The sequence below is a fragment of the Pseudomonas bubulae genome (assembly GCF_037023725.1).
Lineage (GTDB): Bacteria > Pseudomonadota > Gammaproteobacteria > Pseudomonadales > Pseudomonadaceae > Aquipseudomonas > Aquipseudomonas bubulae.
Genome location: NZ_CP146077.1, coordinates 1015303 through 1039992, shown reverse-complemented (window position 1 = coordinate 1039992; position 24690 = coordinate 1015303). Strand labels below are relative to the sequence as shown.

The 24690-nt window shown below is 59.5% G+C and carries 21 protein-coding genes; 4 read left to right on the top strand and 17 right to left on the bottom strand.

Features of this window, described 5'->3' with window-relative positions:
* Positions 1 to 85 precede the first annotated feature (85 nt).
* The 7 genes from fdhA to glyA all read right to left on the bottom strand — a co-directional run bounded on the left by fdhA (position 86) and on the right by glyA (position 8888).
* Positions 86 to 1285: a formaldehyde dehydrogenase, glutathione-independent gene (gene fdhA, locus V6L81_RS04790; protein ID WP_094999840.1), complete on the bottom strand. Its 1200-nt coding sequence runs from the start codon at positions 1283 to 1285 to the stop codon at positions 86 to 88.
* A 67-nt stretch (positions 1286 to 1352) separates the two neighbouring features.
* Positions 1353 to 2210 (bottom strand): formyltetrahydrofolate deformylase, encoded by an 858-nt coding sequence (purU, locus tag V6L81_RS04785; protein ID WP_016782559.1) that lies wholly within the window; start codon positions 2208 to 2210, stop codon positions 1353 to 1355.
* Between the two features lie 145 nt (positions 2211 to 2355).
* Complete coding sequence (locus tag V6L81_RS04780; protein WP_094999980.1) at positions 2356 to 2988, bottom strand: sarcosine oxidase subunit gamma; 633 nt, start codon at positions 2986 to 2988, stop codon at positions 2356 to 2358.
* A gap of 12 nt (positions 2989 to 3000) precedes the next feature.
* Positions 3001 to 6018 carry a sarcosine oxidase subunit alpha gene (locus V6L81_RS04775; RefSeq protein WP_338660511.1) on the bottom strand — a complete coding sequence of 1006 codons (3018 nt, stop codon included), beginning with the start codon at positions 6016 to 6018 and terminating at the stop codon, positions 3001 to 3003.
* Positions 6015 to 6347: a sarcosine oxidase subunit delta gene (locus V6L81_RS04770; RefSeq protein WP_338660510.1), complete on the bottom strand. Its 333-nt coding sequence runs from the start codon at positions 6345 to 6347 to the stop codon at positions 6015 to 6017. The genes V6L81_RS04775 and V6L81_RS04770 overlap by 4 nt, the downstream gene beginning before the upstream one ends.
* Before the next feature lie 14 nt (positions 6348 to 6361).
* Positions 6362 to 7612: a sarcosine oxidase subunit beta family protein gene (locus V6L81_RS04765; RefSeq protein WP_016782563.1), complete on the bottom strand. Its 1251-nt coding sequence runs from the start codon at positions 7610 to 7612 to the stop codon at positions 6362 to 6364.
* A gap of 22 nt (positions 7613 to 7634) precedes the next feature.
* The gene (glyA, locus tag V6L81_RS04760) at positions 7635 to 8888 is read right to left on the bottom strand and encodes a serine hydroxymethyltransferase (RefSeq protein WP_094999837.1); all 1254 of its coding nucleotides are present in this window, start codon (positions 8886 to 8888) and stop codon (positions 7635 to 7637) included.
* 348 nt (positions 8889 to 9236) lie between these two features.
* On the opposite strand from glyA, the gene V6L81_RS04755 reads away from it, so the two are divergent.
* On the top strand, positions 9237 to 10277 hold the full coding sequence (locus V6L81_RS04755; RefSeq protein ID WP_094999835.1) for a low specificity L-threonine aldolase: 1041 nt from the start codon (positions 9237 to 9239) through the stop codon (positions 10275 to 10277).
* Between the two features lie 133 nt (positions 10278 to 10410).
* Here V6L81_RS04755 and V6L81_RS04750 read toward each other — a convergent pair whose 3' ends face one another.
* From V6L81_RS04750 to gbcB, 3 genes are all read right to left on the bottom strand, one after another.
* A complete protein-coding gene (locus V6L81_RS04750) occupies positions 10411 to 10713 on the bottom strand; it encodes a cell division protein ZapA (RefSeq protein ID WP_094999834.1) in 303 nt (100 codons plus the stop codon).
* Complete coding sequence (locus tag V6L81_RS04745) at positions 10710 to 10934, bottom strand: hypothetical protein (RefSeq protein WP_016782568.1); 225 nt, start codon at positions 10932 to 10934, stop codon at positions 10710 to 10712. The genes V6L81_RS04750 and V6L81_RS04745 overlap by 4 nt, the downstream gene beginning before the upstream one ends.
* A gap of 145 nt (positions 10935 to 11079) precedes the next feature.
* Positions 11080 to 12180, bottom strand: a complete 1101-nt coding sequence (gbcB, locus tag V6L81_RS04740) for a glycine-betaine demethylase subunit GbcB (RefSeq protein ID WP_094999833.1) — start codon at positions 12178 to 12180, stop codon at positions 11080 to 11082.
* 281 nt (positions 12181 to 12461) lie between these two features.
* Between gbcB and gbcA the strand changes: the two genes are divergently transcribed.
* The gene (gene gbcA / locus V6L81_RS04735) at positions 12462 to 13754 is read left to right on the top strand and encodes a glycine-betaine demethylase subunit GbcA (protein ID WP_094999832.1); all 1293 of its coding nucleotides are present in this window, start codon (positions 12462 to 12464) and stop codon (positions 13752 to 13754) included.
* Between the two features lie 23 nt (positions 13755 to 13777).
* Here gbcA and V6L81_RS04730 read toward each other — a convergent pair whose 3' ends face one another.
* Positions 13778 to 14353, bottom strand: coding sequence for a GNAT family N-acetyltransferase (locus V6L81_RS04730; protein ID WP_095026636.1), 576 nt, complete (start codon positions 14351 to 14353; stop codon positions 13778 to 13780).
* Between the two features lie 1092 nt (positions 14354 to 15445).
* Here V6L81_RS04730 and V6L81_RS04725 point away from each other — a divergent pair.
* On the top strand, positions 15446 to 16108 hold the full coding sequence (locus tag V6L81_RS04725) for a transglycosylase SLT domain-containing protein (RefSeq protein WP_338660509.1): 663 nt from the start codon (positions 15446 to 15448) through the stop codon (positions 16106 to 16108).
* 30 nt (positions 16109 to 16138) lie between these two features.
* Here V6L81_RS04725 and V6L81_RS04720 read toward each other — a convergent pair whose 3' ends face one another.
* The 6 genes from V6L81_RS04720 to V6L81_RS04695 form a co-directional block, all read right to left on the bottom strand.
* Positions 16139 to 16909 carry an electron transfer flavoprotein subunit beta gene (locus V6L81_RS04720; RefSeq protein WP_095023224.1) on the bottom strand — a complete coding sequence of 257 codons (771 nt, stop codon included), beginning with the start codon at positions 16907 to 16909 and terminating at the stop codon, positions 16139 to 16141.
* A 69-nt stretch (positions 16910 to 16978) separates the two neighbouring features.
* On the bottom strand, positions 16979 to 18220 hold the full coding sequence (locus tag V6L81_RS04715) for an electron transfer flavoprotein subunit alpha/FixB family protein (RefSeq protein WP_338660508.1): 1242 nt from the start codon (positions 18218 to 18220) through the stop codon (positions 16979 to 16981).
* Positions 18217 to 20157, bottom strand: coding sequence for a dimethylglycine demethylation protein DgcB (gene dgcB, locus V6L81_RS04710; RefSeq protein WP_153326876.1), 1941 nt, complete (start codon positions 20155 to 20157; stop codon positions 18217 to 18219). Before dgcB ends, V6L81_RS04715 begins: the two co-directional genes overlap by 4 nt.
* A 135-nt stretch (positions 20158 to 20292) precedes the next feature.
* Positions 20293 to 22353 (bottom strand): dimethylglycine demethylation protein DgcA, encoded by a 2061-nt coding sequence (dgcA, locus tag V6L81_RS04705; RefSeq protein ID WP_094999826.1) that lies wholly within the window; start codon positions 22351 to 22353, stop codon positions 20293 to 20295.
* A gap of 15 nt (positions 22354 to 22368) precedes the next feature.
* Entirely contained in the window at positions 22369 to 22899 is a 531-nt protein-coding gene (locus V6L81_RS04700; RefSeq protein WP_094999825.1) for a 4-vinyl reductase, read from the bottom strand.
* A 178-nt stretch (positions 22900 to 23077) separates the two neighbouring features.
* Entirely contained in the window at positions 23078 to 24055 is a 978-nt protein-coding gene (locus tag V6L81_RS04695) for a dipeptidase (protein ID WP_094999824.1), read from the bottom strand.
* A gap of 220 nt (positions 24056 to 24275) precedes the next feature.
* Here V6L81_RS04695 and V6L81_RS04690 point away from each other — a divergent pair, with 220 nt between their 5' ends.
* Positions 24276 to 24677 (top strand): lysozyme inhibitor LprI family protein, encoded by a 402-nt coding sequence (locus tag V6L81_RS04690; RefSeq protein ID WP_094999823.1) that lies wholly within the window; start codon positions 24276 to 24278, stop codon positions 24675 to 24677.
* Positions 24678 to 24690: the final 13 nt, after the last annotated feature.

Sequence of the window (24690 nt, the reverse complement as noted above, 5' to 3'; positions counted from 1 at the left end):
CGCGATGCAGACAACTCGGTACATCTCAATAACCGAGGTGCTGCAATCGCGGGCAAGCCCGCTCCCACAGGGTTGGCGCTGGTGTTTATGCCTTGCTGAACATCCGGTGCGGGTCGATCACGAACTTCTTCGGCACACCGGCATCGAACTCGCCATAGCCCCGCGGCGCGTCGTCCAGGCTGATCACTTCAACACCTACGATGTCAGCGATCTTGATTCGGTCCCACATGATCGCCTGCATCAGCTGGCGGTTGTATTTCATCACTGGCGTCTGCCCGGTGTGGAAGCTGTGGGACTTGGCCCAGCCCAACCCGAAGCGGATGCTCAGGCTGCCCTTCTTCGCCGCCGCGTCTACCGCACCCGGGTCTTCGGTCACATACAGGCCCGGAATGCCGATCTTGCCCGCCACCCGCACCACGCCCATCAGCGAGTTGAGCACCGTGGCCGGTGCTTCATGCTTGACCCCGTCATGGCCGTGCCCGCGAGCTTCAAAACCCACTGCATCCACCGCACAATCCACTTCCGGCTCGCCCAGCAGTTCGGCGATCTGTTCGTGCAGGGGCGTATCTTTGGACAGGTCGGCAATTTCAAAACCCTGCGCCTTGGCGTGGGCCAGACGAATCGGATTAACGTCACCGACAATCACCACCGCCGCACCCAGCAAGCGCGCCGAAGCCGCAGCCGCCAGACCCACCGGGCCAGCACCGGCGATATACACCGTGCTGCCAGGGCCAACGCCAGCAGTGACGGCGCCGTGATAGCCGGTGGGCAGGATGTCGGAGAGGCAGGTCAGGTCGCGGATTTTTTCCATCGCCGCATCGCGATTCGGCAGCTTGAGCAGGTTGAAATCGGCGTAAGGCACCAATACATATTCAGCCTGACCGCCAACCCAGTCGCCCATGTCCACGTAACCATATGCGCCGCCGGGACGGGCCGGGTTGACGGTCAGGCACACGCCGGTGTTCTGTTCCTTGCAGCTGCGGCAGCGGCCGCACGCCACGTTGAACGGCACCGAAACCAGGTCGCCGACTTTCAGGTGTTCCACATCACGCCCGGCCTCGATCACCTCGCCGGTGATCTCATGACCCAGCACCAGCCCGGTTTGCGCCGTGGTGCGGCCACGCACCATATGCTGGTCGGAGCCGCAGATATTGGTCGACACTACCCGCAGGATTACGCCGTGGTGGATGGGCTTGCCCTGAGGGTTCTGCATCTTGGGGAAAGGAATGCTTTGCACTTCAACCTGGCCGTTGCCCAGGTACACCACACCGCGATTGTCAGCCATCGTATTCACCCTTAGTTGTTATTGGCGGGATTAACTTGCTGCTTGCAGCTTAGAAGGTGGCGCGGGGTCACAGCACCACGGTACGACCTCCATTTAGGAAAACGCGCCGCTCAATGTGATAGCCCACGCCTCGCGCCAGGGTTTGCGCTTCGATATCACGGCCCTTGGCGATCAGGTCTTCGGGGTAGTGGCTGTGGTCTACCACCTCGACGCCCTGGGCAATGATCGGGCCTTCGTCGAGGTCGTTGTTGATGTAATGGGCGGTAGCACCGACCAGTTTGACGCCCTTCTCGTAGGCCTGATGATAGGGCTTGGCGCCCTTGAAGCCGGGCAGCAGGGAGTGGTGAATATTGATCGCCTTGCCGTCGAGCTTGCGACACAGCTCGGGGGACAGCACTTGCATGTAGCGGGCGAGGATCACCAGCTCGGCGCCGGTGTCTTCGATCACCTGCCAAACCTTGGCCTCCTGCGCAGGCTTGTTGGCCGGGTCGAGGGCGAAGTGGTGGTAGGGGATGCCGTGCCACTGCGCCAGAGGCTCCAGATCCGGGTGATTGGAGACCACGGCCACCACGTCCATCGACAACTGGCCAATGCGCTGGCGATAGAGCAGGTCGTTGAGGCAGTGGTCAGCCTTGGACACCATAATCAGCACTTTGGGCCGATGGTGTGGCGGTGTCAGTTCGAACGTCATGCCAAAGGCCTGGCCGCGCTCGGCCAGGCCGGCGCGAAATTCGTGTTCATCGAAGCCGTCGGGCTGGCGGAACTCAACGCGGATAAAAAAACGCGCCGAACGCTGATCGTCGAAGGAATGGTGTTCGGTGACGTAGCAGCGGTGCTCAAACAGATAACGCGTCACCGCGTCGACGGTGCCCAGCAGGCTCGGGCAGTCGGCGGTGAGGATCCAGGTGTCGGGGGCGCGGCTCATGGCGGGAGTCCTTGGTTGTTGTTGGAATGCGCACGTACAGGTGTGGGAGCGGGCTTGCCCGCGATGCAAACAACTCGGTGCATCCGGTTGACCGAGGGGCTGCCATCGCGAGCAAGCCCGCTCCCACAGGGGACAGCAGGCGGGTTTACGCCTCCACGCTCAACCCGTATTCAGCCGCCGCATCCTGCAACCATAACCACCAGTAATCCGAAAAACTGCGGCGGATCAGCAGTTCCCAGGTGTCTTCGCCGGTATGACGAATCACCAGCTGCGACTTGGCGAAGACCGTGCCCACCGCCTTGCCCACCGGGAAATTGTCGGGGTGTACGTCATAACTGGTGGACTTCATCAGCACCTCGCGCACCTTCGGCCCGCTCAGTTCCAGCAGCTGTTGCCCGCCACTGACGTTGACCACCGAAATATGCAGCCCCGCCAGCGCCGCCCGCAGGGCTTGCTCCACGGCGAACTCCTGGCCACCGGGGACGATCAGCAGCCACTCATCCGGCCCCATCCATTGCAGCGAGGTATCAGCGTTGGCCACCAGGCTCAGGGCCACGGGCAGTTCCAGGCCCAGGGCCTTGTGCACGCCTTCGGCAAAGGCCGGGTCTTTGGCGTCACCGCGCAGGGTCAGGTGGCCCAGCAGTTTTTTCTCGCGTACGGTCACGCCAGGGTTTTTCCGGCCCTTGCCGATCAGGCCGGCCAGGCTGGCATGGTGCAGCGAGGATTCGGCTTTGGCGCCCGACTCCGGGCGCTGTTGGTATACGTTGGCTGTGGTCATGAGATCACCCATTCAAATATTCTGCCGGTCGCCTTTCGGGTCGAAGAACACCGAAGACACAATTTCAGCCTCGATCACGCTGCCGTCGACCTGGGGCGAGAACACCCGTTCGCCGATACACTTCAAGCCGCCCTTGACCACACCCATGGCAAATGAATAACCCAGTGAGTTGTGGGCATAACTCGACGTCACGTGGCCGACCATGGTCATCGGGATCGACTGCTTGGCATCGAACACCAGTTGCGCGCCTTCGGGCAGCCATTGGGTCGGGTTGATGGGCTTGAGCCCCACCAGCTGCTTGCGCTGGTCACGTACGCAGTCTTCACGGTTCATGCCGCGCCAGCCGATCCACGAGAACGGTTTGGTGCGGCCCACGCACCAGCCCATGTTCAGGTCGTCGGGGGTCATGGAACCGTCAGTGTCCTGACCAACGATGATGAAGCCCTTCTCGGCCCGCAACACGTGCATGGTCTCGGTGCCATAAGGGGTGAGGTTGTACTGCTTGCCCGCCTCGACGATTTTTTCCAGCACGCCCATGGCGTAGTCAGCCTGGGTATTGACCTCGTAGGACAGCTCGCCGGTAAACGAGATACGGAACACCCGCGCCGGCACACCGCCCACCAGGCCTTCTTTCCAGGTCATGAACGGGAACGCCTCGCGATCCAGATCAATGTCGGTCACTTCGCTCAGCAACTTGCGGCTATTGGGGCCGGACAAGGTCAGGGTCGCGTAGTGGTCGGTGACCGAGGTGAAGTAGACCTTCAGCTCGGGCCATTCGGTCTGCTGGTAAATTTCCAGCCACTGCAACACACGGGCCGCGCCGCCGGTAGTGGTGGTCATGACGAAATGATTGTCGGCCAGGCAGGCCGTCACGCCGTCGTCGAAGACCATGCCGTCTTCCTTGCACATCAGCCCGTAGCGGGCCTTGCCCACATCAAGTTTGGTCCAGGCATTGGTGTAGATACGGTTGAGAAACTCGCGGGCATCCGGGCCCTGGATGTCGATCTTGCCCAGGGTAGAGGCATCGAGAATGCCGACGCTGTCACGCACCGCTTTGCATTCGCGCTTGACCGCCGCATGCATGTCTTCGCCGTTACGCGGGAAGTACCACGGCCGTTTCCACTGGCCGACGTCTTCAAATTCAGCGCCTTGCTTGACGTGCCAGGCTTGCAGCGCGGTGTAGCGCACCGGCTCGAAAATATGCCCGCAATGGCGCCCCGCCACCGCGCCGAAGGTCACCGGCGTGTAGTTGGGGCGGAACATGGTGGTGCCCATCTGCGGGATGGTCACGTTCAGCGAGCGGGCGGCAATGGCCAGGCCGTTGACGTTGCCCAACTTGCCTTGATCCGTGCCGAAGCCCAGCGCGGTATAGCGTTTGACGTGCTCAACCGACTCGAACCCTTCACGGGTCGCCAGTTCGATGGCCGCAGCAGTGACGTCGTTTTGCAGGTCGACAAATTGCTTCGGTGCCCGCGCCGTACCTTTTTCGTGGGGCACATGGAACAGCGCCAGGGTCGGTTCCTGCAGCTGATTCAGGGCTTTGGGCAACACCCCTTCCACGGCCTTGAAACCGGCTTCGCTGGCCGCACGTGCGCCGCCTTCAAAACCATCGGCGAGGCTGTCGCCCAGCGGGTAGACACCATTGATACCGCCCACACATACGCGCTTTTGCGGTGCTTCGCCGGGGACGAAACCGAGAATATCTTCACGCCAGGTCGGCTTGCCGCCCAGGTGCGAGGCCAAGTGAACCACCGGGCTGTAGCCGCCCGAAGTGGCCAGCAAATCGCACTCCAGCCACTCGCCGGGGCTGGCAACGCTGAGAGCCTTGACGTCGATCGCCGCCACTCGTGCACCCGTTACATGCTTGCTGCCACGGGCTTCGATCACCGCACTCCCGGTGAGGATGCGAATGCCTTTGGCCCGAGCTTCTTCGACCAGCGCACCACGGGGGTTGCTGCGTGCATCGGCAACAGCAACCACTTGCTGGCCGGCGTCGAGCCAGTCCAGGGCTACGCGGTAGGCATGATCGTTGTTGGTACTGAGCACCAGTTTTTTGCCCGGTGCCACGCCATAGCGGCGCACATAGGTGGACACGGCTCCGGCGAGCATATTGCCCGGTACGTCGTTGTTACCGTACACCAACGGCCGCTCGCAGGCACCGGTGGCCAATACCACGCGCTTGGCCCGGACCCGGTGAATACGCTGGCGTACCTGACCGATAGGGGCGCGATCGCCGAGGTGGTCGGTGATACGTTCGTGAATAGTCAGGAAGTTGTGGTCGTGATAGCCGTTCACCGTCGCGCGGGGCAACAGGATCACGTCGGGTAGCGTCTTGAGTTCGGCGATCACCTTGGCCACCCACTCCATGGCCGGTTTGCCGTCCAGGCTTTCGCGGCTGTCGAGCAGGCTGCCGCCGAATTCTTCCTGTTCATCGGCGATGATCACCCGCGCACCGCTGCGCGCTGCTGCCAGTGCCGCGGCCAGACCTGCAGGGCCTGCGCCGACAATCAGCACGTCGCAGTGGTGGTTCATATAGTCGTAGGTGTCGGGATCGTTCTGGGTCGGCGAGCGACCCAGGCCTGCGGCTTTGCGGATGTACTTCTCGTAAGTCATCCAGAACGACTGCGGGTACATAAAAGTTTTGTAGTAAAAGCCCGGCGGCATCAGCTTGCCGCCGACCTTGCCGAGGATGCCCATCACATCATTGTTGACGTTGGGCCAGCCGTTGGTACTGGTGGCCACCAGGCCCTGGTACAAAGCCTGCTGCGTGGCGCGCACGTTGGGGATTTGCGTGGCCTCGGTGGCACCGATCTGCAACACCGCGTTGGGCTCTTCAGCACCGGCGGCGTAAATGCCTCGGGGCCGGGAATATTTGAAACTGCGGCCAATCACGTCAACGCCGTTGGCCAGCAAAGCGGCCGCCAGGCTGTCGCCCTCGTAGCCTTTGTATTGTTGACCGTTGAATGTGAAGCTCAGCACCTTGGTGCGGTCAACGCGGCCGCCATTGGGCAAGCGATGGGTCTGGCTCATACTTTTTCTCCCAGCTCGCGGGTGGCCGTGGTGGCCGCAGGTACTGCCTGCTCAGTGAACTGCGGCTTGCTGCCGATCAGGTAGGTTTCAAGAATTTCGTAGCTCACGGTATTGCGCGTGGCATTGAAAAACTGCCGGCAACCGGCGACGTGGTTCCACAGTTCGTGGTGCAGGCCACGGGGGTTGTCGCGAAAGAACAGGTAGTCGCCCCATTCTGCGTCGGTGCAACTGCCAGGGTCGAGCGGGCGCGGGATATGCGCCTGGCCGCTGGCGTGGAATTCCTCTTCGGAGCGAAGCTCGCCGCAATGGGGACAGAAGATATGCAACATGGGTATTTCTCCTGTTAGTGGGCGACAGCGGCAGCGCCGTGTTCGTCGATCAGGGCACCGGTGTGGAACCGGTCAATGGAAAACGGCGCGGCCAGCGGGTGCATCTCGCCCTTGGCCAGGCTGGCAGCAAACACGTTGCCCGAACCCGGCGTGGCCTTGAATCCACCCGTGCCCCAGCCGCAGTTAAAGAACAGGTTGGGCACCGGGGTTTTCGAGATGATCGGGCAGGCGTCGGGTGTGGTGTCGACGATGCCGCCCCACTGACGGTTCATGCGCACGCGGGACAACACAGGGAACATTTCCACAATCGCCTGGATCGTGTGCTCGATCACCGGGTACGAACCGCGCTGGCCGTAGCCGACCCAACCGTCGATACCCGCGCCGATCACCAGGTCGCCCTTGTCGGACTGGCTGATATAGCCGTGTACAGCGTTGGACATGATCACGCTGTCGATAATCGGCTTGATCGGCTCCGACACCAGCGCTTGCAGCGGGTGGGATTCGATCGGCAGGCGAAAGCCGGCCTGACGCGCCATATGCCCCGAGTTGCCAGCCGTGACCACACCGACGCGCTTGGCGCCGATAAAGCCCTTGCTGGTTTCGACGCCGATGCACACGCCGTTTTCCTTGCGAAAGCCGAGCACTTCGGTTTGCTGGATCAGGTCTACGCCCAGAGCATCGGCGGCACGGGCAAAGCCCCAGGCCACGGCATCATGGCGGGCCACGCCGCCACGCCGTTGTACGGTGGCGCCGATGATCGGGTAGCGGGTGTTCTTCGAGCAATCGAGGTAGGGAATCTCGTCCGCTACTTGTTTGCCGTTGAGCAGTTCACCGTCCACACCATTGAGGCGGTTGGCGCTGACCCGACGCTCGGAGTCACGCATGTCCTGCAGGGTGTGGCACAGGTTATAGACGCCGCGCTGGGAGAACATCACGTTGTAGTTCAAGTCCTGGGACAAACCTTCCCATAGCTTCATCGCGTGTTCGTACAGGTGCGCCGACTCGTCCCACAAATAGTTGGAGCGCACGATGGTGGTGTTGCGTGCCGTGTTGCCGCCACCCAACCAGCCTTTTTCAACCACGGCCACGTTGGTGATGCCGTGTTCCTTGGCCAGATAGTAAGCAGTTGCCAGACCATGGCCGCCGCCGCCGACGATGACCACGTCATAGACCTTTTTCGGGGTCGGCGTGCGCCACATCTTCTGCCAGTTTTCGTGGTGGCTGAGGGAGTGCTTGAAGAGGCCGAAGCCTGAATACCGTTGCATAGGATCTACTCCAAAAACGCGCTCAGCGATAAACCGGGAAGTCTTGGCACAGCGAAGTCACCTGGCGGGCCACATCGGCCTCGATATCGGCATCGCCGAGGTGATCGAGAACGTCGCAGATCCAGCCTGCCAGCTCCGTGCATTGCGCCACTTTGAAACCACGGGTGGTCACCGCCGGGGTGCCGATACGCAGGCCCGAGGTCACAAACGGTGATTGCGGGTCGTTAGGCACGGCATTCTTGTTGACCGTGATATGGGCGCGGCCCAGGGCGGCGTCGGCGTCCTTGCCGGTCAATCCCTGGCGGATCAGGCTGAGCAGGAACAGATGATTGTCGGTACCACCCGAGACCACGTCATAGCCACGCTTGATAAACACCTCGGCCATGGCCTGGGCGTTGTCGATGACCTGCTTTTGATAGGTTTTGAAACCCGGTTCCAGCGCTTCCTTGAAGCACACTGCCTTGGCCGCGATCACGTGCATCAAGGGCCCGCCCTGACCGCCGGGGAACACCGCCGAATTGAGTTTCTTTTCCAGGGCTTCGTTGGCCTTGGCCAGAATCAGGCCGCCACGGGGACCGCGCAGGGTTTTGTGGGTGGTGGTGGTCACCACATCGGCATACGGCAGCGGGTTGGGGTACAACCCGGCAGCGACTAGACCGGCAACGTGGGCCATGTCGACAAACAGGTAGGCTCCCACCTTGTCTGCAATCTGACGAAAGCGTGGGAAGTCGAGGAATTTTGAGTAGGCCGAGAACCCGGCAATGATCATTTTGGGTTGATGTTCAACAGCCAGACGCTCGACTTCGTCGTAGTCGATCAAGCCGGTGCTGGTGTCGATGCCGTACTGCACGGCGTTGTACAGCTTGCCCGAAAAACTGACGCTGGCCCCATGGGTCAAGTGACCACCATGGGCCAGGCTCATGCCCAGCACGGTGTCACCGGCGTTGAGCAATGCCAGGTAGACGGCTGCGTTGGCCTGGCTGCCGGAATGCGGCTGCACGTTGGCGTAATCGGCGCCGAACAACTGTTTGGCGCGGTCGATGGCCAACTGCTCAACTTTATCCACATGTTCGCAGCCGCCGTAATAGCGTTTGCCTGGGTAGCCTTCGGCGTACTTGTTGGTCAGACCGCTGCCCTGGGCTTCCATCACCCGCTGGCTGGTGTAGTTTTCGGAGGCGATCAGTTCGATGTGATCTTCCTGGCGCTGATCTTCAGCATTCATGGCCGCCAACAAGGCGTCATCGTAACCCTGGATCTGATCCTGCTTGCTGAACATCGCGTTCTCCCAGCGCCAGCGCGCCTTTTGGTCTCGGTGGGGCTAATGCCCTTTGAGCCAGATGGTAGAGCTGGCGCAGGCAGACCAAATGCCCATGGACGCCACGCAATGGTGCGTTTACGACATGGTTTCCCATAACCCTGTGGGAGCGGGCTTGCTCGCGATACTGGCTGCGAGGTTTGTCTGGCGAAACCGGGAGATGCCATCGCGGGCAAGCCCGCTCCCACATTTTGTTACAGGCCTTTGGGTTATTCTTTTGTAGGGCATTTCCGCACTTTAAGTCGCGCCTGTGCACCTGCCAGATTCTTGGATAAAGTGCACAACACTATTCGACCATGGAACCGGGAAATGACTGACAAGAGCCAACAATTCGCCAGCGACAACTACTCCGGTATCTGCCCTGAAGTCTGGTCCGCCATGGAAAAAGCCAACCACGGCCACCAGCGCTCTTACGGCGACGACGAATGGACGCTGCGCGCCTCGAACGATTTTCGCAAACTGTTCGAAACCGACTGCGAAGTGTATTTCGCCTTTAACGGCACGGCGGCCAACTCCCTGGCGCTGTCGTCCCTGTGCCAGAGCTTTCACAGCGTGATCTGCTCCGAGACCGCCCACGTCGAGACGGACGAATGTGGCGCTCCGGAATTTTTTTCCAACGGCTCCAAGCTGCTGATCGCCCGCACTGAAAACGGCAAGATCACCCCCGAGTCAATCCGCGAGATCGCCCTCAAGCGCAAAGATATCCACTATCCAAAACCGCGGGTGGTCACCATCACCCAGGCCACTGAAGTCGGCAGCGTGTACCGCCCTGAAGAAATCCGCGCGATCAGCGACACCTGCAAGGAGTTGGGCCTGTTGTTGCACATGGACGGCGCACGGTTCTCCAATGCCTGCGCATTTCTGGGCTGCACGCCCGCCGAACTGAGCTGGAAAGCCGGGGTGGATGTGCTGTGCTTTGGCGGCACCAAGAACGGTATGGCGGTGGGCGAGGCGATTCTATTTTTCGACCACGCCTTGTCAGTGGATTTTGACTACCGCTGCAAACAGGCCGGGCAACTGGCTTCGAAAATGCGTTTTTTATCGGCGCCGTGGGTGGGCCTGCTGGAAAACGACGCCTGGCTCAAACACTCGCGCCATGCCAACCACTGCGCGCAGTTGCTGAGTCAGTTGGTGAGTGACATTCCGGGGGTCGAGCTGATGTTTCCGGTGGAAGCCAATGGCGTGTTCCTGCAACTGTCGGAACCGGCCGTAGCGGCACTGACCGCCAGGGGCTGGCGCTTCTATACCTTTATCGGCAAGGGCGGGGCACGCTTCATGTGCTCGTGGGATACCGAGGAAGCACGGGTGCGGGAACTTGCGGCGGATATTCGCGAAGTGATGTCCGCTTAAAGCGCACGTAACATCAATAACACTGTGGGAGCGGGCTTGCTCGCGATGGCATCAGCGCGGTCGTGCAGACAAGCCGCGTTGCCTGAATCGCGAGCAAGCCCGCTCCCACAGGGGGTGATTGGTTTGCGAACCGTCAGGATTGCCCCAGGGTTCGCTCAATCACATCGACCGTGGCGCTGACTTGCTCTTGATAACGGTCGAGTTCCTGTTTGTGGCTCAGTTGCAACTCAATCTGTTTTGAACACAGATTCAGTGCTGCCAGCACCAGCAGCTTGTCCCCGATCAGGCTCGGGTACTTTCTTTTCGTTTCGGCCAGGGCGGCTTTCAACATGACCGTGGCCGCCATCAGGGTTTTCTGCTCCCCCTCCGGCGCCTTGATCGTGTAGTCGTTACCCAAAATCGAGACGACATTTACTCCGTCTCTGTCAAGGCTCATGCGCTGACAGGGCTCGCGCGCTCAACCAGTGCCTGGATGCGGGCTGCGGTCGCGCCTTGCTTTTCTTCCTGTTCCATCAGGGTCAGTTGCAGGCTTTCGTTCTCGTCACGGGCCTGGGCCAGTTCGGTGTTCAGTTGCTCGTTGGCATCCAGCAGTTCTTGTTTTTGCTGTACCAGGTCGCTGACCAGTTGTTCCAGTTTGCTAAGGGATGACTCAATCATGGTGATGTTCTCAAGCAGTTTCGAAGGGCGCGTACGATAAAGAAAAGTCAGCGGCTAAGCTAGCGGCAACCTTGCTTTCAGACCCCTAAAGACTGTGGTTTGCAACCTTTGTTCCCTGCCAGGGTTCTGGAGCCACGAAAGCCCGTCAAAACTCAATCCGCACATCCCCTTTCGGTACGCTGCAGCACGACAGGATATAACCCTCGGCCACATCTTCGTCGGTAATGCCGCCGTTGTGCTCCATGTCCACCTCCCCCCCCAGTTTCAACACCTTGCATGTCCCGCAAATGCCCATGCCGCAAGCCTTGGGGATCATCAGTCCGAGTTTGGCCGCTGCCGCATGCACGGTCTCGGCTGGTCCCACACGAATGCTCTTGCCGGACGCGGTGAATTCCACCTGGTTCAAGTCCGCCACGTCCAGCTCCGGTGCGTCCGCCGCCTGCTCGGCCTGTTCTACCGCTTCAGCCCGCACTTCAGGCGGCGTCGCGCCAAAGGATTCTTCGTGGTAACGGCTCATGTCAAAACCGTTGCTTTCCAGCAGGCGCTTGACCGCGTTCATGTAAGGCGTCGGCCCGCAGCAAAACACCTCGCGCTCCATGAAGTCGGGGGCCATCAGGTCGAGCATCTTATGATTCAGATAACCGCGATACCCGGCCCAGGGTTCGCCCAGCCCGTGCTTCTCGCAGATCAGGTGCAGGCTGAAGTTGTCGATACGCGAGGCCATATGCTCCAGCTCGCGGTGATAAATGATGTCCTTGGGCGAGCGGGCGCTGTGGATAAACACCATGTCGACATTGGCGTTGGTGTCGTAAAACCAGCGTGCCATCGACATTACCGGGGTTATACCGACACCGCCGCTCAGATAGAGCACTTTGGGGCTCGGCGCGTCGATGGCGTTAAACAGTCCCACCGGCCCGTGCACGGCCAGCTCCTGGCCTTCGCTCAAGGTGTCGTGCAGCCAGTTGGAAACCCGGCCACCGGGCACCCGCTTGATGGTCACCGAAAAGCTGTACGGCACCGAGGGTGAGCTGGAAATAGTGTACGAGCGCATCACCGGGTCACCGTCGATTTCCAGCTCCAGGGTCACGAATTGCCCCGGTTTGAAAAAGAACAGGATCGGCTGGTCAGCCATAAAACAGAAAGTGCGCACATCCCAGGTTTCCTGAATCACTTTGACGCATCGCACGATGTGTCGGCCATTGGCCCAGGTCTGGGTGGTTACCGGGTTCAGAAAGCTATTGGACATGCGCTTCTCCACGGCCGACAGCCGGCCTCTTGCTGGCGATTCTGCGCATGCCCCGAAGCGGCCATTTATCCATTCGCGACATCCACATACTTATCGCGACCAGCCCCTGAAAACAGCACCTTCAGCGTCGGGAACAGATTGGGCCATGTCGCCCGTAGATATGGCTGCGGCGCACTTCGAACGCACACTCAGCGCCACTACCACTTGTATTGCTTTGCCTTGCGTCGAACCCCTGATCAGCCATTTTTAGGCCACATCCGATGGCCATGAGGACTACAACGATGGACGTCACCGCAAACTTGAGCCTGGGCGATCCACTGGAACCCGCACGCAAGGCCACCGCCGAGATGCTGCAGAACCGCGAGCGGACATTTTCGCTGCCACAGCCGTTTTATAACGACGAGCGCCTGTTCGAAATCGATATGCAGGAGATCTTCCAGAAGGAGTGGCTGATTGCAGGCATGACTTGCGAGATACCGGCCAAGGGCAACTTCCTGACCCTGCAGGTGGGCAAGAACCCGATTATCGTGATTCGCGGCGCAGAAGGTCAGGTGCATGCCTTTCATAACGTGTGCCGCCATCGTGGTTCACGACTGTGCACCAGCGAAAAAGGCAAGGTCGCCAAACTGGTGTGTCATTACCACCAGTGGACCTATGAGCTGGACGGGCGCCTGTTGTTTGCCGGCACCGAGATGGGTGCGGACTTCGACATGAAGCAATACGGCCTCAAGCCGGTGAACGTCAAAACCGCGGGCGGCTATATCTTTATCAGCCTGGCCGAGAACCCTCCCGCCATCGATGAGTTCCTCGCCACACTGAACCACTATATGGAACCTTACGACATGGAAAACACCAAGGTGGCGATTCAAACCACCCTGGTGGAAAAGGCCAACTGGAAACTGGTACTGGAAAATAACCGCGAGTGCTACCACTGCAACGCGTCGCACCCTGAGTTGCTCAAGACCCTGCTCGAATGGGACGACGTCACCGACCCGCGCGCCGATCAAGCGTTCAAGGATCACGTCGCCGCCTCCGCAGCCGCCTGGGACGCCGAGAAAATTCCTTATGCCCACGCCAGCTTCGGCCTGCGTAACCGCATCGTGCGCATGCCACTGCTCAAGGGCACGGTCTCGATGACCCTGGACGGCAAGCAAGGCTGTGCAAAACTGATGGGGCGCATCAAAAACCCGGACCTGGGCTCAATGCGCATCCTGCACTTGCCGCACTCGTGGAACCACTGCATGGGCGACCATATCATCGTATTTACCGTATGGCCGATCAGCGCGCAGGAAACCGTGGTCAGCACCAAATGGCTGGTGCACAAGGATGCGGTAGAAGGCGTGGACTACGACGTGGAGCGCATGCGCAAGGTCTGGGACGCCACCAACGACCAGGATCGCCGGCTGGCTGAAGAAAACCAGCGCGGCATCAACTCGGTCGCCTACCAGCCAGGGCCGTACTCGCAAACCTACGAGTTTGGCGTGGTCAACTTTGTCGACTGGTACAGCGAGCGGCTGCTGAACAACCTGGGGGCGGCGCCTGCGGCGTATCTCAAGGGTGTGGTTGCCCAGTAAACCTGCATCTGCGCAGGGGGCGTTTAACTGGGAAGTGGACAATGCATCAAATACGCCTCACCCGTTACGCGGATCAGCGGGTGGGGCGTTATCTGGCAGGTTTTGACGATCTCAAAACCATGGCGCTCATAAAATCGACGGGCACCTGTGTTCGCCGCATAGTCGATCAGGCTCAAACCGTTCAGCCCCAGTTCGCCGCAACGCGCCTTGGCATGCAGCAAGAACCTGGCGCCCAACCCGAGGTTTCGCCAGCCCTTATGCAAAGCCAGGCTTGAGATATACAGCGTGTCCGGGATTTCCATATCCGCATAAGGTGCCAGCACCGGGTCAGTCTCAGGCTGGGCATCCGGGTCGTCGCGCATCTCAAAGCTGTGCATCATGCCGATCACCAGGCCCTCGGCCTCGGCAATCCAGCAGTTTTCATACGAAAATATGACCCCCGCACGGGCATAACGCATCTCCCCGACGTCCAGTAGTTGCTGACCCGGCTGCGCCATCTGACTCCAGATGTAATCGGCGCAGCCTTCGGACGATATCTGAAAAAGACGTGCAATTTCGCGTGCATCGGCACGCACTGCTGGACGAAATGAAACGCTCATTCGTTTTACTCCACGGGGGCACAGGACTCTTTTTAGCTCAAACCGATTCAAGTCAACAACACACAACCCTGGCCTCATTTATGTCCATGTATTGCATGCTAATGATCGTTTTTTAACCACTCCCCTCTAGCCCATGCAATCAAAGGGCTACAGCCCTTCACCAACATCTTGTCCACAGGCACACCCACAGCAACTGTGGGGAAGTCATGGATCACTACCGGGGCAGACATCTGTACATTTTTTGTGCAAACCTGCACAAGCCACGGTTTTAAAGGCCTGCAGATAACCACACCCACCTTATCCACAGTTTGACCAACTGAATATGTGCGCAACTTTATCCACCCTGTTGAAAACTCCCTTAGCCCTTGTATTGGCTGGTTTTATCCCATCAAAAGACGATGCCAACGTGGATTGAACATTTTTTGATCAGCACCGTGGAGCCCTTTAATATAAAGGCCTGCAGGATAGAGCGAACAACTTATCCACACCTTCACCAACAGAGTTTGTGGGTAAACAGAGCAAGCGCTCTGCAAGTGTGATTTCCTGGCAGCGATCATTTTTTGTACAAACCTGCAGGAGCCACGTCAGCCGGGCCCTGCAAGCAAATACAGACAGGTTACCCACAGGCAGGCACACAGAAACCCGGGGTAACTTTGCGCAGATGTCTGGCGGTACCTTGCCTACTAAAATGCTGTCCGCAAACTCGCTCGCGAAGGCAGTGATATCAGACGTTAAAAACAATGGATCGATCACCATCATCTGCCACGTTTCTTAGACTTTTTAGAGATTTGGCATCACGCCAAACATTATATCAATTTCAGCCTGCAAGGCCCCTTCCCCTTATTAAACAACTCTAAACACTCACAAAATGAACAATCCAACAAAAAGATAACCAACTCACTATTAGCTGGTTCATTTCAATGGATCCAATTTTGATTGAAGGATAATTGCCATCAATCGAATAAGTCCTATATTTATTTTTATGCAGCCTGTTCGCCACCCTGTTTATACAGGCACTCAACCACCTACAAAAACTGCAGGTAACACGCCCCTAAAACCCGCCAATACTTATAGTTTAAACGTGAAAATTTTGTGATCTTGCGCGCCACACTTAACACTGCGGATTCCTTATTAATTATCAATAAAACCGTGCAGATTCAACAGGATAAGACAATCTATCGATTAGATTGGCACCCCTGCTTTATCCGTTATCTGAAACGGCGAGGTCTTTATATGAAACATTCATTTTTGATTATACTTGTCATATGTGCCGGACTAACACCGACCTTCGCTCATGCCAATTGCTGGCAGGATGCAGGCAACCGCTATGACATTGATCCGTTGCTGTTACATGCCATTGCCCAAGTTGAATCGAAAATGAATCCGGCCGCACGCAACGTCAATAAAGACGGGACTTACGATATAGGTTTGATGCAAGTCAACAGTCGCCATTTGAAACACCTTGCCACTTTTGGCATTAGTGAATATCAACTACAGACTCAACCCTGCACCAGTGTCATGGCCGGTGCCTGGATCCTCGCCAAATTTGTCAAACAACTGGGTTACAGCTGGGACGCCGTGGGCGCCTATAACGCCGGAACAAAGGCAAATCGTGAACATCTGCGCAATCGCTACGCCCTTCGCGTCAAGGGGTACTACGGGCAGTTAGTCAGCCAGCGCGAGCAAAGACTCCAGGCTAGCGCCCGTAAATCTCAGGCCATATTTGCATCTGGCGGCGAGCGCAAATTCAAATGATGTCGCTGACTCAGGTTCCGGCCGCAAACGCTAGCGCACAACGCCTTCTTCGATCAGGAGCTTGAGAATCACCTCGGCTCCCGCTTGAGCACTGAGCCCTTTGTGAACTTGCCCGGCCCCCCCAGCCGCCTTGGCGGTAGCTGCTTTCATGCGATCTGCGCCACTTTTGGCCCTTATCACCTTCAAGCGCTTGGGCCGTGGTCGGGCAGGTTGCAATACGCCGGTTGTGGATAACTCATCGGCAACGATTTCAACTACTTCGGCGTTAACCACACCCCGCGTGGCGGGGCCGTAGGCGCTTTGGCGCGCCTTGGGAGCAGCGTTATCCACAGTAACCATAAATGGCAGTCGCACTTGCAGCCTGCGCCGCTGCCCCCGGGGCAAGGCTTGCAGCACCTGGGCCACGCCATTTTGGATAGATTCGATCTGCGCCACACCTACCAGCAGTGGCCAGCCCAGCTCTTCGGCCAACAGGTACGGCAGCATGCCCGAACCCTCACCGGTTTCGGCCTGGCTGCCGGTGAGTACCAGTTGCACGCCCGCTTCACGGATGTAATCGCGCAACGCTGGCACGGCATCGGCGCCGTCGGGTTGCTCCAGCACATGCAACTCCTCCAGCCCCATGCCCAGATAGGCGCGCAAGGCCGGTTCATGGGGGTTGCCCGCGTGCAGCACGTGCAGGCTGTCTCCGGCAAGTTGCAGGCCCAGTTCGACGGCACGGGCGTCCTGTTCGGCGCGACGGGCGCGGCCTGAAGCAGGATGGGCGCCGATTGAAACCAGTGCAACGGTGGCGATGGTCATTTGCAAATCTCCAGACTGAACTCAATCCTGTGGGAGCGGGCTTGCTCGCGATGGAATCACTGCGGTGTATCAGGCTGACCGGGTCGCCCGAATCGCGGGCAAGCCCGCTCCCACAGAGGTTGCGCTGCGCCAGTTATCCACAGCCTCGATCAGTGCCTCAAGCACCGCCGCACCGTCACCAATCACCGACACATCCGCGCGTTTGACCATGTCGCAGCCAGGGTCAAGGTTGATCGCCACCACCTTGTCACAGGCACCAATCCCTTGCAGATGCTGGATCGCACCGCTGATCCCGACCGCCACATACACCCGCGCCGTGACCCATACCCCGCTGGCCCCCACCTGACGCTCGCGACCCATAAAGCCATCGTCCACCGCCACCCGTGATGCACCTTCGGTGGCGCCAAGGGCAGTGGCAGCCCTGTGGAAAAGTCCCCAGTCCTTGATCCCGTTACCACCGCTGAGGATAAATTCGGCTTCAGCCATGGGAATCGCAGCAGGGTCAACTTCAACCGCGCCCAGATCCTCAATACGCGGCAAACAGCTGGCAGCTGCTGTGGATAACTGCACCTCCAGCGCTTCATGCCGGGTTTCACTGACCGGCTCGGCACACTCGGCCGCTGCCAGAATCAACCGCCGCAACGGCTGGACGACATCTTGCTGACCTGCCCCGGCACGGCCGATGCAAACGCCATCCTTGAGTTGCCACACCCGCGTGGCCGGGCGTTCTCCCAAGCTGGCGGCAAAGCGCCGGCCCAATTCACCGCCACCACTGCGGCTGTCAGGCAATAGCCAGTGGCGTGGCGTGAACTGGTTATCCACAGCCCGTAAACCCAGCACCTGGTGCTCCGGTGCATAACCTTCACTGTCGAGCATCAACAGCCGATCAACCCCGGCCGTGGCAAAGGCGGTCTCTCTGGACTCGCCGAATACCACCGCCAGCACCGCTCCATCGCTGCCCGCCAATTGGTGGGCCAGCCCCAGCAGATCGCGGTCGTGGCTGCTCAGGCGGCCCCCGACCATATCCGGCACCACGGCGATATAAAACGCCGGGGCCGCGATCTGATGCAGCGGTAATTGCACCTCGACGCTGGCCGCGCGCCTGCTGGTCCCGCCCTGCTGCACGCCGCTGCGGTCTATGCGCTTGATGCCGTTGGGGCCGATGAAACCCGCACCATGGACATTTTTGCGCACTACGCCATTGGGCCCCATCCAGCTCTGCTGCACGGGTTGCATGGCCGCGTGCAACGGATGCAGGCGGTTACGGGCGATCCACTCGGCCCGTGGGTCACGGCGGATAATGTCACTCATGCGATCACCTCCGATTCTGGCCGTCGGACAGGTTTGGCCACGACGTCTTCAATCAGCGCATCGGCCACCAGTTCGGCAATGTCCTTGATTTGCGGACGGGGTTCGACCACCCCTTCGAGCATCGCCGTGCATTGCGGGCAACCCACCGCCACACGCTCGGCGCCCGTCTCACGGATATCGTCCATGCGCATGTCGGGGATCCTCTGCTTGCCGGGGATGTCGGTAATCGGCGCGCCGCCACCGCCACCGCAGCAACGGGAACGAAAGCCCGAACGCTGCATCTCCTTGACCTCGATACCCAAGGCGCGCAGTACCGCACGCGGCGCCTCGTATTCGCCGTTATAGCGGCCCAGGTAGCAGGGGTCGTGATAGGTCACGCTGCCGCCCGCATCCGCGGCAAGATTGAGCAGGCCGGCATCGATCAACTCGGCCATATAAGTGCTGTGATGTTGCACAAGGTAGTCGCCGCCAAAGGCGCCGTATTCGTTTTTCAGCACATGAAAACTGTGCGGATCGCAGGTGACGATGCGCTGGAAGCTGTACTGCGCCAGGGTCTGGATATTGCGCTTAGCCAGCGCCTGAAAGGTCGCTTCATCCCCCAGACGCCGGGCCACGTCGCCACTGTCGCGCTCTTCCAGGCCCAACACGGCAAAGTTGACCCGGGCGGCCTTGAGCACTTTGACAAAGGCACGCAAGGTGCGCTGGTTACGCATGTCGAAAGCCCCGTCACCGACCCAGAACAACACGTCCACGGCGGGCTTGTCGCGCATCAGGTCGAGGTTCAGGTCCGCTGCCCAGTTCATCCGCCCGCCGGGGGCAAAACCGCCGGGGTTATCGGTGGCGATCAGGTTGTCCAGCACCTGCGCGCCATTGTTCGGTGTCGCACCTTTTTCCAGGGTCAGGAAACGGCGCATATCGACGATGGCGTCCACATGCTCGATCATCATCGGGCACTCTTCAACGCAGGCGCGGCAAGTGGTGCAGGACCACAGCGTGTCGGCATCGACCAGCCCGTTGACGATCGGCTGATGCGGGTTGCCGCCATGCTCACCAATAGGTTTACCGGGATAGGGACTGCCAGCAAAGTGAGCATCGGTGCCGCCCGCGAGGCCGACCACCATGTCCTGAATCAGTTTCTTTGGATTGAGCGGCTGGCCGGCGGCGAAAGCCGGGCAGGCGGCTTCGCATTTGCCGCATTGCACGCAGGCGTCAAACCCCAGCAATTGGTTCCAGGTGAAATCCTTGGGTTTTTCCACGCCCAGGGGCGCACTGCGATCGTTTAAATCCAGCGGTTTCAGCCCTGTTGAACGGCCGCCGCCAAAGCGCTCGGCGCGGCGGTGCCAGGCCAGATGCAATGCGCCCGCGAAGGCGTGCTTCATCGGCCCGCCCCAGGTCATGCCGAAAAATAATTCCGACACACCCCACGCCACGCCCACGCTTAAAACCGCCGCCAGCATCCAACCGCCGAAGCCTTCGGGCAACAGCCCTGCAACCGGCAAGGTGAGGATGAAAAAACTGGCGGAAAACACCAGCAAGCTTTTCGGCAGGCGCATCCACGGGCCTTTGGACAGGCGCGAGGGTGGGTTCAGGCGACGCTTGAACACGAACAGCGCGCCCACAAACATCAGCGCCGTGGCCAACAGCAAGGCATAGCCGAGGATGCGGTTATGCAGGCCCAGGCCATGCACCAGGATCGCCAGCACGGCCGCCAGCACAAAGCCGCCAGCAGTGGCGACGTGGGTGTTGGCCATGTATTTGTCGCGGGCGACCACGTGGTGCAGATCGACCATGTAGCGCCGGGGCATGGCCAGCAGCCCGCCAAGCAGATCGACCTTGGCCGGGCGACCACGGCGCCACATGTTCATGCGCCGAATGGCGCCCGCAATCGCCAGGACGAGGGCGGCGAACAGCAGGATGGGAAGAACGATATTGAGCATGGTGAAGCTCCCAAAGACCACGGAGGTCTGATGTGAGAGCGGGCTTGCTCGCGATTCAGGCGACGCGGTGCATCAGCACCACCGCGTGATCGTTTATCGCGAGCAAGCCCGCTCCCACATTGGTTCGGTGTCGGGTCAAAAATCCTTGCACAACCGCAGCGCGTCATAGATCGCTGCATGCACGTTGCGCTGGGCCACACAGTCACCGATACGAAACAGCAGGTAGCCGTCCCCCGCCTCGCTCAAGCACGGTTGCGGCTTGATCGCGAACAGCGCTTCGACGTCGATCTGGCCCTTGTTGCGCGAATCCGGCTTGAGCCCGTAATACAGCTCTTCATCCGGTCGCACACCGTTTTCGATGATTACCTGATCGACCACCCGCTCCTCTTTGACACCGGTGTATTCGTTCTCCAGCACAGCAATCACCTTGTCACCCTCGCGGTAGACCTTCTCCAGCATCATGTCGCCGGTCATGACCACTTCCTTGGGATACAGGCTGCGGTAATACGTGGGGAATGACGTGCCGCCAATGGCCACACCGGGCTTGGTGTCGTCGGTCACGATCTCGACCTGCGCTCCCTTGTCCGCCGCAAAATCGGCCACCGACATACCGGTAAATTCGCAAATGGTGTCGTACACCAGCACGTTTTTACCGGGCGCCACTTTGCCGTCGAGTACATCCCAGCTGCTGACCACCAGCCCTTCGGCCGCGCCCCAGTGTTCGTTCTGCTCCACAAACGGGTGCCCGCCCACCGCCAGCACCACAATGTCCGGACGCAAGTCCATGATCGTCGCCGCATCCGCTGCGGTGCCCAGGCGCAGGTCAACTTTCAGGCGCGCCAGTTCCAGTTGAAACCAGCGAGTGATGCCTGCCATCTGGTCACGCTGGGGCGCTTTGGAGGCGGTGGTGATCTGCCCGCCGATGGCGTCCTTTTTCTCGAACAGGGTCACGTCATGACCGCGCTCGGCAGCTACCCGTGCCGCCTCCATCCCTGCTGGCCCGGCGCCGACAATCACCACCTTGCGTTTGGCCCCGGTGGATTTTTCGATGATATGCGGCACGCCCATATATTCCCGGGAGGTGGCCGCGTTCTGGATGCACAGCACGTCCAGCCCCTGGTACTGACGGTCAATGCAGTAGTTGGCACCCACGCATTGTTTAATCTGGTCGACCTGGCCCATCTTGATCTTGGCGATCAGGTGCGGATCGGCGATATGGGCACGGGTCATGCCCACCATGTCGACATAACCCCCCTCCAGAATCCGCGTGGCCTGGTTCGGGTCCTTGATGTTCTGCGCATGCAGCACCGGGGCCTTGACCACTTCCTTGATCCCGGCGGCCAGGTGCAAAAACGGCTCCGGCGGAAAGCTCATGTTGGGGATTACGTTGGCCAGGGTGTTGTGGGTGTCACATCCCGAGCCGACCACGCCGATAAAGTCGAGCATGCCGGTGTCGTCGTAGTACTTGGCGATTTGTTTCATGTCCTCATGGCTCAGGCCATCAGGGTGAAACTCATCCCCGCACAGGCGGATGCCCACGCAGAAATCCGGGCCGACTTCAGCGCGCACGGCCTTGAGCACTTCGAGGCCGAAACGCATGCGATTTTCAAAACTGCCGCCCCATTCATCGGTGCGTTTGTTGACACGCGGGCTCCAGAACTGGTCGATCATGTGCTGGTGCACCGCCGACAGCTCAACCCCGTCCAGTCCACCGGCTTTGGCCCGGCCTGCGGCACTGGCGTAGTTACCGATGATCCGCCAGATTTCTTCAGGCTCGATGGTTTTGCATGTGGCCCGGTGCACCGGCTCACGTACACCGGAAGGTGACATCAGGGTCGGCCAGTTGAAGCCGTCCCAGCGCGAGCGGCGGCCCATGTGGGTAATCTGGATCATGATCTTGGCGCCATGCTTGTGCATGGCATCGGCCAGGTTCTGGAAGTGCGGGATAATGCGGTCGGTGCTCAGGTTGACCGAACTCCACCACTCTTGCGGACTGTCGATGGCCACCACCGAAGAGCCGCCGCAAATCGCCAGGCCGATACCGCCCTTGGCCTTTTCTTCGTAGTACTGCACATAACGCTCGGTGGTCATGCCGCCATCGGTGGCATACACCTCGGCATGGGCGGTGCTCAGCACACGGTTGCGGATGGTCAGCTTGCCGATTTGAATCGGCTCAAACATTGCTTCGAACGCCATATCCCGATCCTCGACTTACAACGGCTTGACGATAAACAGGCCGTGGTCGTGGCCTTCTTCCGATCCGCTATAAACCTGTTCTGCCACGGTGCGGATGTTGCTGCCACGGGCGTGCAGAATCTGGTCCATGGCGCCGGCAAACCAGCCGGTGAACATGTAGTCGACCTTGCGCCCGACCTTGCCGTACACGTACACAAAGCAGGAGTGTTCCAGCTTGATGGTGGCAGTGCCTTTGTCGAGATCGATGTCCTGAATCTTGAACAGGCCCCAGCCGCGCTGGGACAGGCGTTTCATGTAGTGTTCGAACACCGCGACGCCTTCGATGCCGTGGCATTCGGCTTCTTTTTCGCACCAGTGCCAGGCGGATTTGTAGCCGGCCTTGTAAAGAATGTCGGCGTAGGTATCAGCGCCAAGGACTTCTTCAATGCCCATGTGGTTGTTGACGAAAAAGTGGCGCGGCACATAGAGCATCGGCAAGGCGTCGGAAGTCCAGACGCCGGTTTCGCTGTCGACTTCGATGGGTAATTGCGGGGCGATTTTGGCCATGGGTAGCGCTCCAAAAGATGATGAAGTCCCGTGCAGCTGTCGAAGGCTGCGTTCGAGCGCGAAGCGGTCGCAAAACCGCTCACTGCGCCCTGACAGGAAAAATGTGCAATATGGGTTTACGACTGCTTCGCAGCCGGACTCAGCCTTCGGCAGCTGCTACGCAACAAATACGGTGCGGTTACTCGCCCCAGACATCCTTGAGCACGTTGACCCAGTTCTCGCCCATGATCTTGCGCACCACGCGCTCGTTGTGGCCGCGCTTGAGCAGGGTTTCGGTCAGGTTGGGGAACTCGCCCACGGTGCGGATGCCCAGCGGGTTGATGATCTTGCCGAAGCTGGTCAGGCGGCGGGCGTAGCCCTTGTCGTGGGTCAGCATTTCGAAAAAGTCCTGACCGTGGCCCTGGGTAAAGTCAGTGCCGATACCGATCGAATCTTCGCCGACAATATTCATGGTGTATTCGATCGCTTCGGCGTAGTCGTCGATGGTCGAATCAATACCCTTGGCCAGAAACGGCGCGAACATGGTCACCCCGACAAAACCGCCATGATCGGCAATGAACTTGAGCTCGGCGTCGGATTTGTTGCGTGGATGTTCCTTGAGGCCGGAAGGCAAGCAGTGGGAATAGCAGACCGGTTTTTTCGATTCCAGAATCACCTCTTCCGAGGTTTTCGAACCCACGTGGGACAGGTCGCACATGATCCCGACACGGTTCATTTCAGCCACTACTTCACGGCCAAACCCCGAGAGCCCGCCATCGCGTTCATAGCAGCCGGTGCCCACCAGGTTCTGGGTGTTGTAGCACATCTGCACCACGCCAACGCCGAGCTGCTTGAAGATCTCGATATAGCCCAGCTGGTCTTCAAAGGCATGGGCATTCTGGAAGCCGAAGATGATCCCGGTCTTGCCCTGTTCCTTGGCGCGACGGATATCGGCAGTGGTCTTGACCGCAAGCACCAGGTCGCTGTTGTCGCGGATCAGGGTCTGGCTGGCGACGATGTTGTTGATCGTGGCCTGGAAGCCCTCCCATACCGACACAGTGCAGTTGGCAGCGGTGAGGCCGCCCTTGCGCATGTCTTCAAACAGTTCGCGGTTCCATTTGGCAATGATCAGCCCGTCGATAACGATACTGTCTGCGTGCAACTCGGTTGGGCTCATCAGGCGTCCCCTTATTGGCGTTTGCTGCGCCGAATCGTCTGCCGGCGCTATTGGGGCCAGCATAGGCCCGGGGTCAAAACCAGCCGGGTGCAAAAGCGACAGCGCAATTGCCGAAAGCGTCAACACGCGACAAAGCCGCCGACAGCAATGTCATGAGCTATCTGTTCTTTGGCTCACGCATAAGCCAGAATCGGCCCCAACTATGGATTAGGAAGCGGCAATGAAATCGATTCTCCTGGCCTTGGCATTGTTCACCGGCGGCGCTCATGCAGCTGAAAATGCCGACTACAACCCGTGCGACGCGGTAGAAAACGACCGCCAAACCCTGGCGTGCTCGGTGTTCAGCAAGAATGCTGCCGAACAATTGCTGAGCGAAAACTACGAAGCCCTGCAGGAACGCATGACTTCGCTGTACGGCAGTAACGCGACGCAACTCAATAACATCCTGAGCAAGATAAAGACCGCCCAGGCCCTGTGGTTGCACCAGCGCGACGCCGATTGCGCAATTGCCGTGTTCCCCGCCACCGCCGGCACCGAAGCGTTCAACATTGCCCAGAACGATTGCATGGCGCGTATCAGCGATGACCGTTCAGAGTTTCTGGAATCGATCGGGCAGGACTGATCTTCATATTGAA

Bases quoted from the DNA above. Each gene is read 5' to 3' on its own strand.
- fdhA (WP_094999840.1), bottom strand. From the start codon at position 1,285: ATGGCTGACAATCGCGGTGTGGTGTACCTGGGCAACGGCCAGGTTGAA.
- purU (WP_016782559.1), bottom strand. From the start codon at position 2,210: ATGAGCCGCGCCCCCGACACCTGGATCCTCACCGCCGACTGCCCGAGC.
- V6L81_RS04780 (WP_094999980.1), bottom strand. From the start codon at position 2,988: ATGACCACAGCCAACGTATACCAACAGCGCCCGGAGTCGGGCGCCAAA.
- V6L81_RS04775 (WP_338660511.1), bottom strand. From the start codon at position 6,018: ATGAGCCAGACCCATCGCTTGCCCAATGGCGGCCGCGTTGACCGCACC.
- V6L81_RS04770 (WP_338660510.1), bottom strand. From the start codon at position 6,347: ATGTTGCATATCTTCTGTCCCCATTGCGGCGAGCTTCGCTCCGAAGAG.
- V6L81_RS04765 (WP_016782563.1), bottom strand. From the start codon at position 7,612: ATGCAACGGTATTCAGGCTTCGGCCTCTTCAAGCACTCCCTCAGCCAC.
- glyA (WP_094999837.1), bottom strand. From the start codon at position 8,888: ATGTTCAGCAAGCAGGATCAGATCCAGGGTTACGATGACGCCTTGTTG.
- V6L81_RS04755 (WP_094999835.1), top strand. From the start codon at position 9,237: ATGACTGACAAGAGCCAACAATTCGCCAGCGACAACTACTCCGGTATC.
- V6L81_RS04750 (WP_094999834.1), bottom strand. From the start codon at position 10,713: ATGAGCCTTGACAGAGACGGAGTAAATGTCGTCTCGATTTTGGGTAAC.
- V6L81_RS04745 (WP_016782568.1), bottom strand. From the start codon at position 10,934: ATGATTGAGTCATCCCTTAGCAAACTGGAACAACTGGTCAGCGACCTG.
- gbcB (WP_094999833.1), bottom strand. From the start codon at position 12,180: ATGTCCAATAGCTTTCTGAACCCGGTAACCACCCAGACCTGGGCCAAT.
- gbcA (WP_094999832.1), top strand. From the start codon at position 12,462: ATGGACGTCACCGCAAACTTGAGCCTGGGCGATCCACTGGAACCCGCA.
- V6L81_RS04730 (WP_095026636.1), bottom strand. From the start codon at position 14,353: ATGAGCGTTTCATTTCGTCCAGCAGTGCGTGCCGATGCACGCGAAATT.
- V6L81_RS04720 (WP_095023224.1), bottom strand. From the start codon at position 16,909: ATGACCATCGCCACCGTTGCACTGGTTTCAATCGGCGCCCATCCTGCT.
- V6L81_RS04715 (WP_338660508.1), bottom strand. From the start codon at position 18,220: ATGAGTGACATTATCCGCCGTGACCCACGGGCCGAGTGGATCGCCCGT.
- dgcB (WP_153326876.1), bottom strand. From the start codon at position 20,157: ATGCTCAATATCGTTCTTCCCATCCTGCTGTTCGCCGCCCTCGTCCTG.
- dgcA (WP_094999826.1), bottom strand. From the start codon at position 22,353: ATGGCGTTCGAAGCAATGTTTGAGCCGATTCAAATCGGCAAGCTGACC.
- V6L81_RS04700 (WP_094999825.1), bottom strand. From the start codon at position 22,899: ATGGCCAAAATCGCCCCGCAATTACCCATCGAAGTCGACAGCGAAACC.
- V6L81_RS04695 (WP_094999824.1), bottom strand. From the start codon at position 24,055: ATGAGCCCAACCGAGTTGCACGCAGACAGTATCGTTATCGACGGGCTG.
- V6L81_RS04690 (WP_094999823.1), top strand. From the start codon at position 24,276: ATGAAATCGATTCTCCTGGCCTTGGCATTGTTCACCGGCGGCGCTCAT.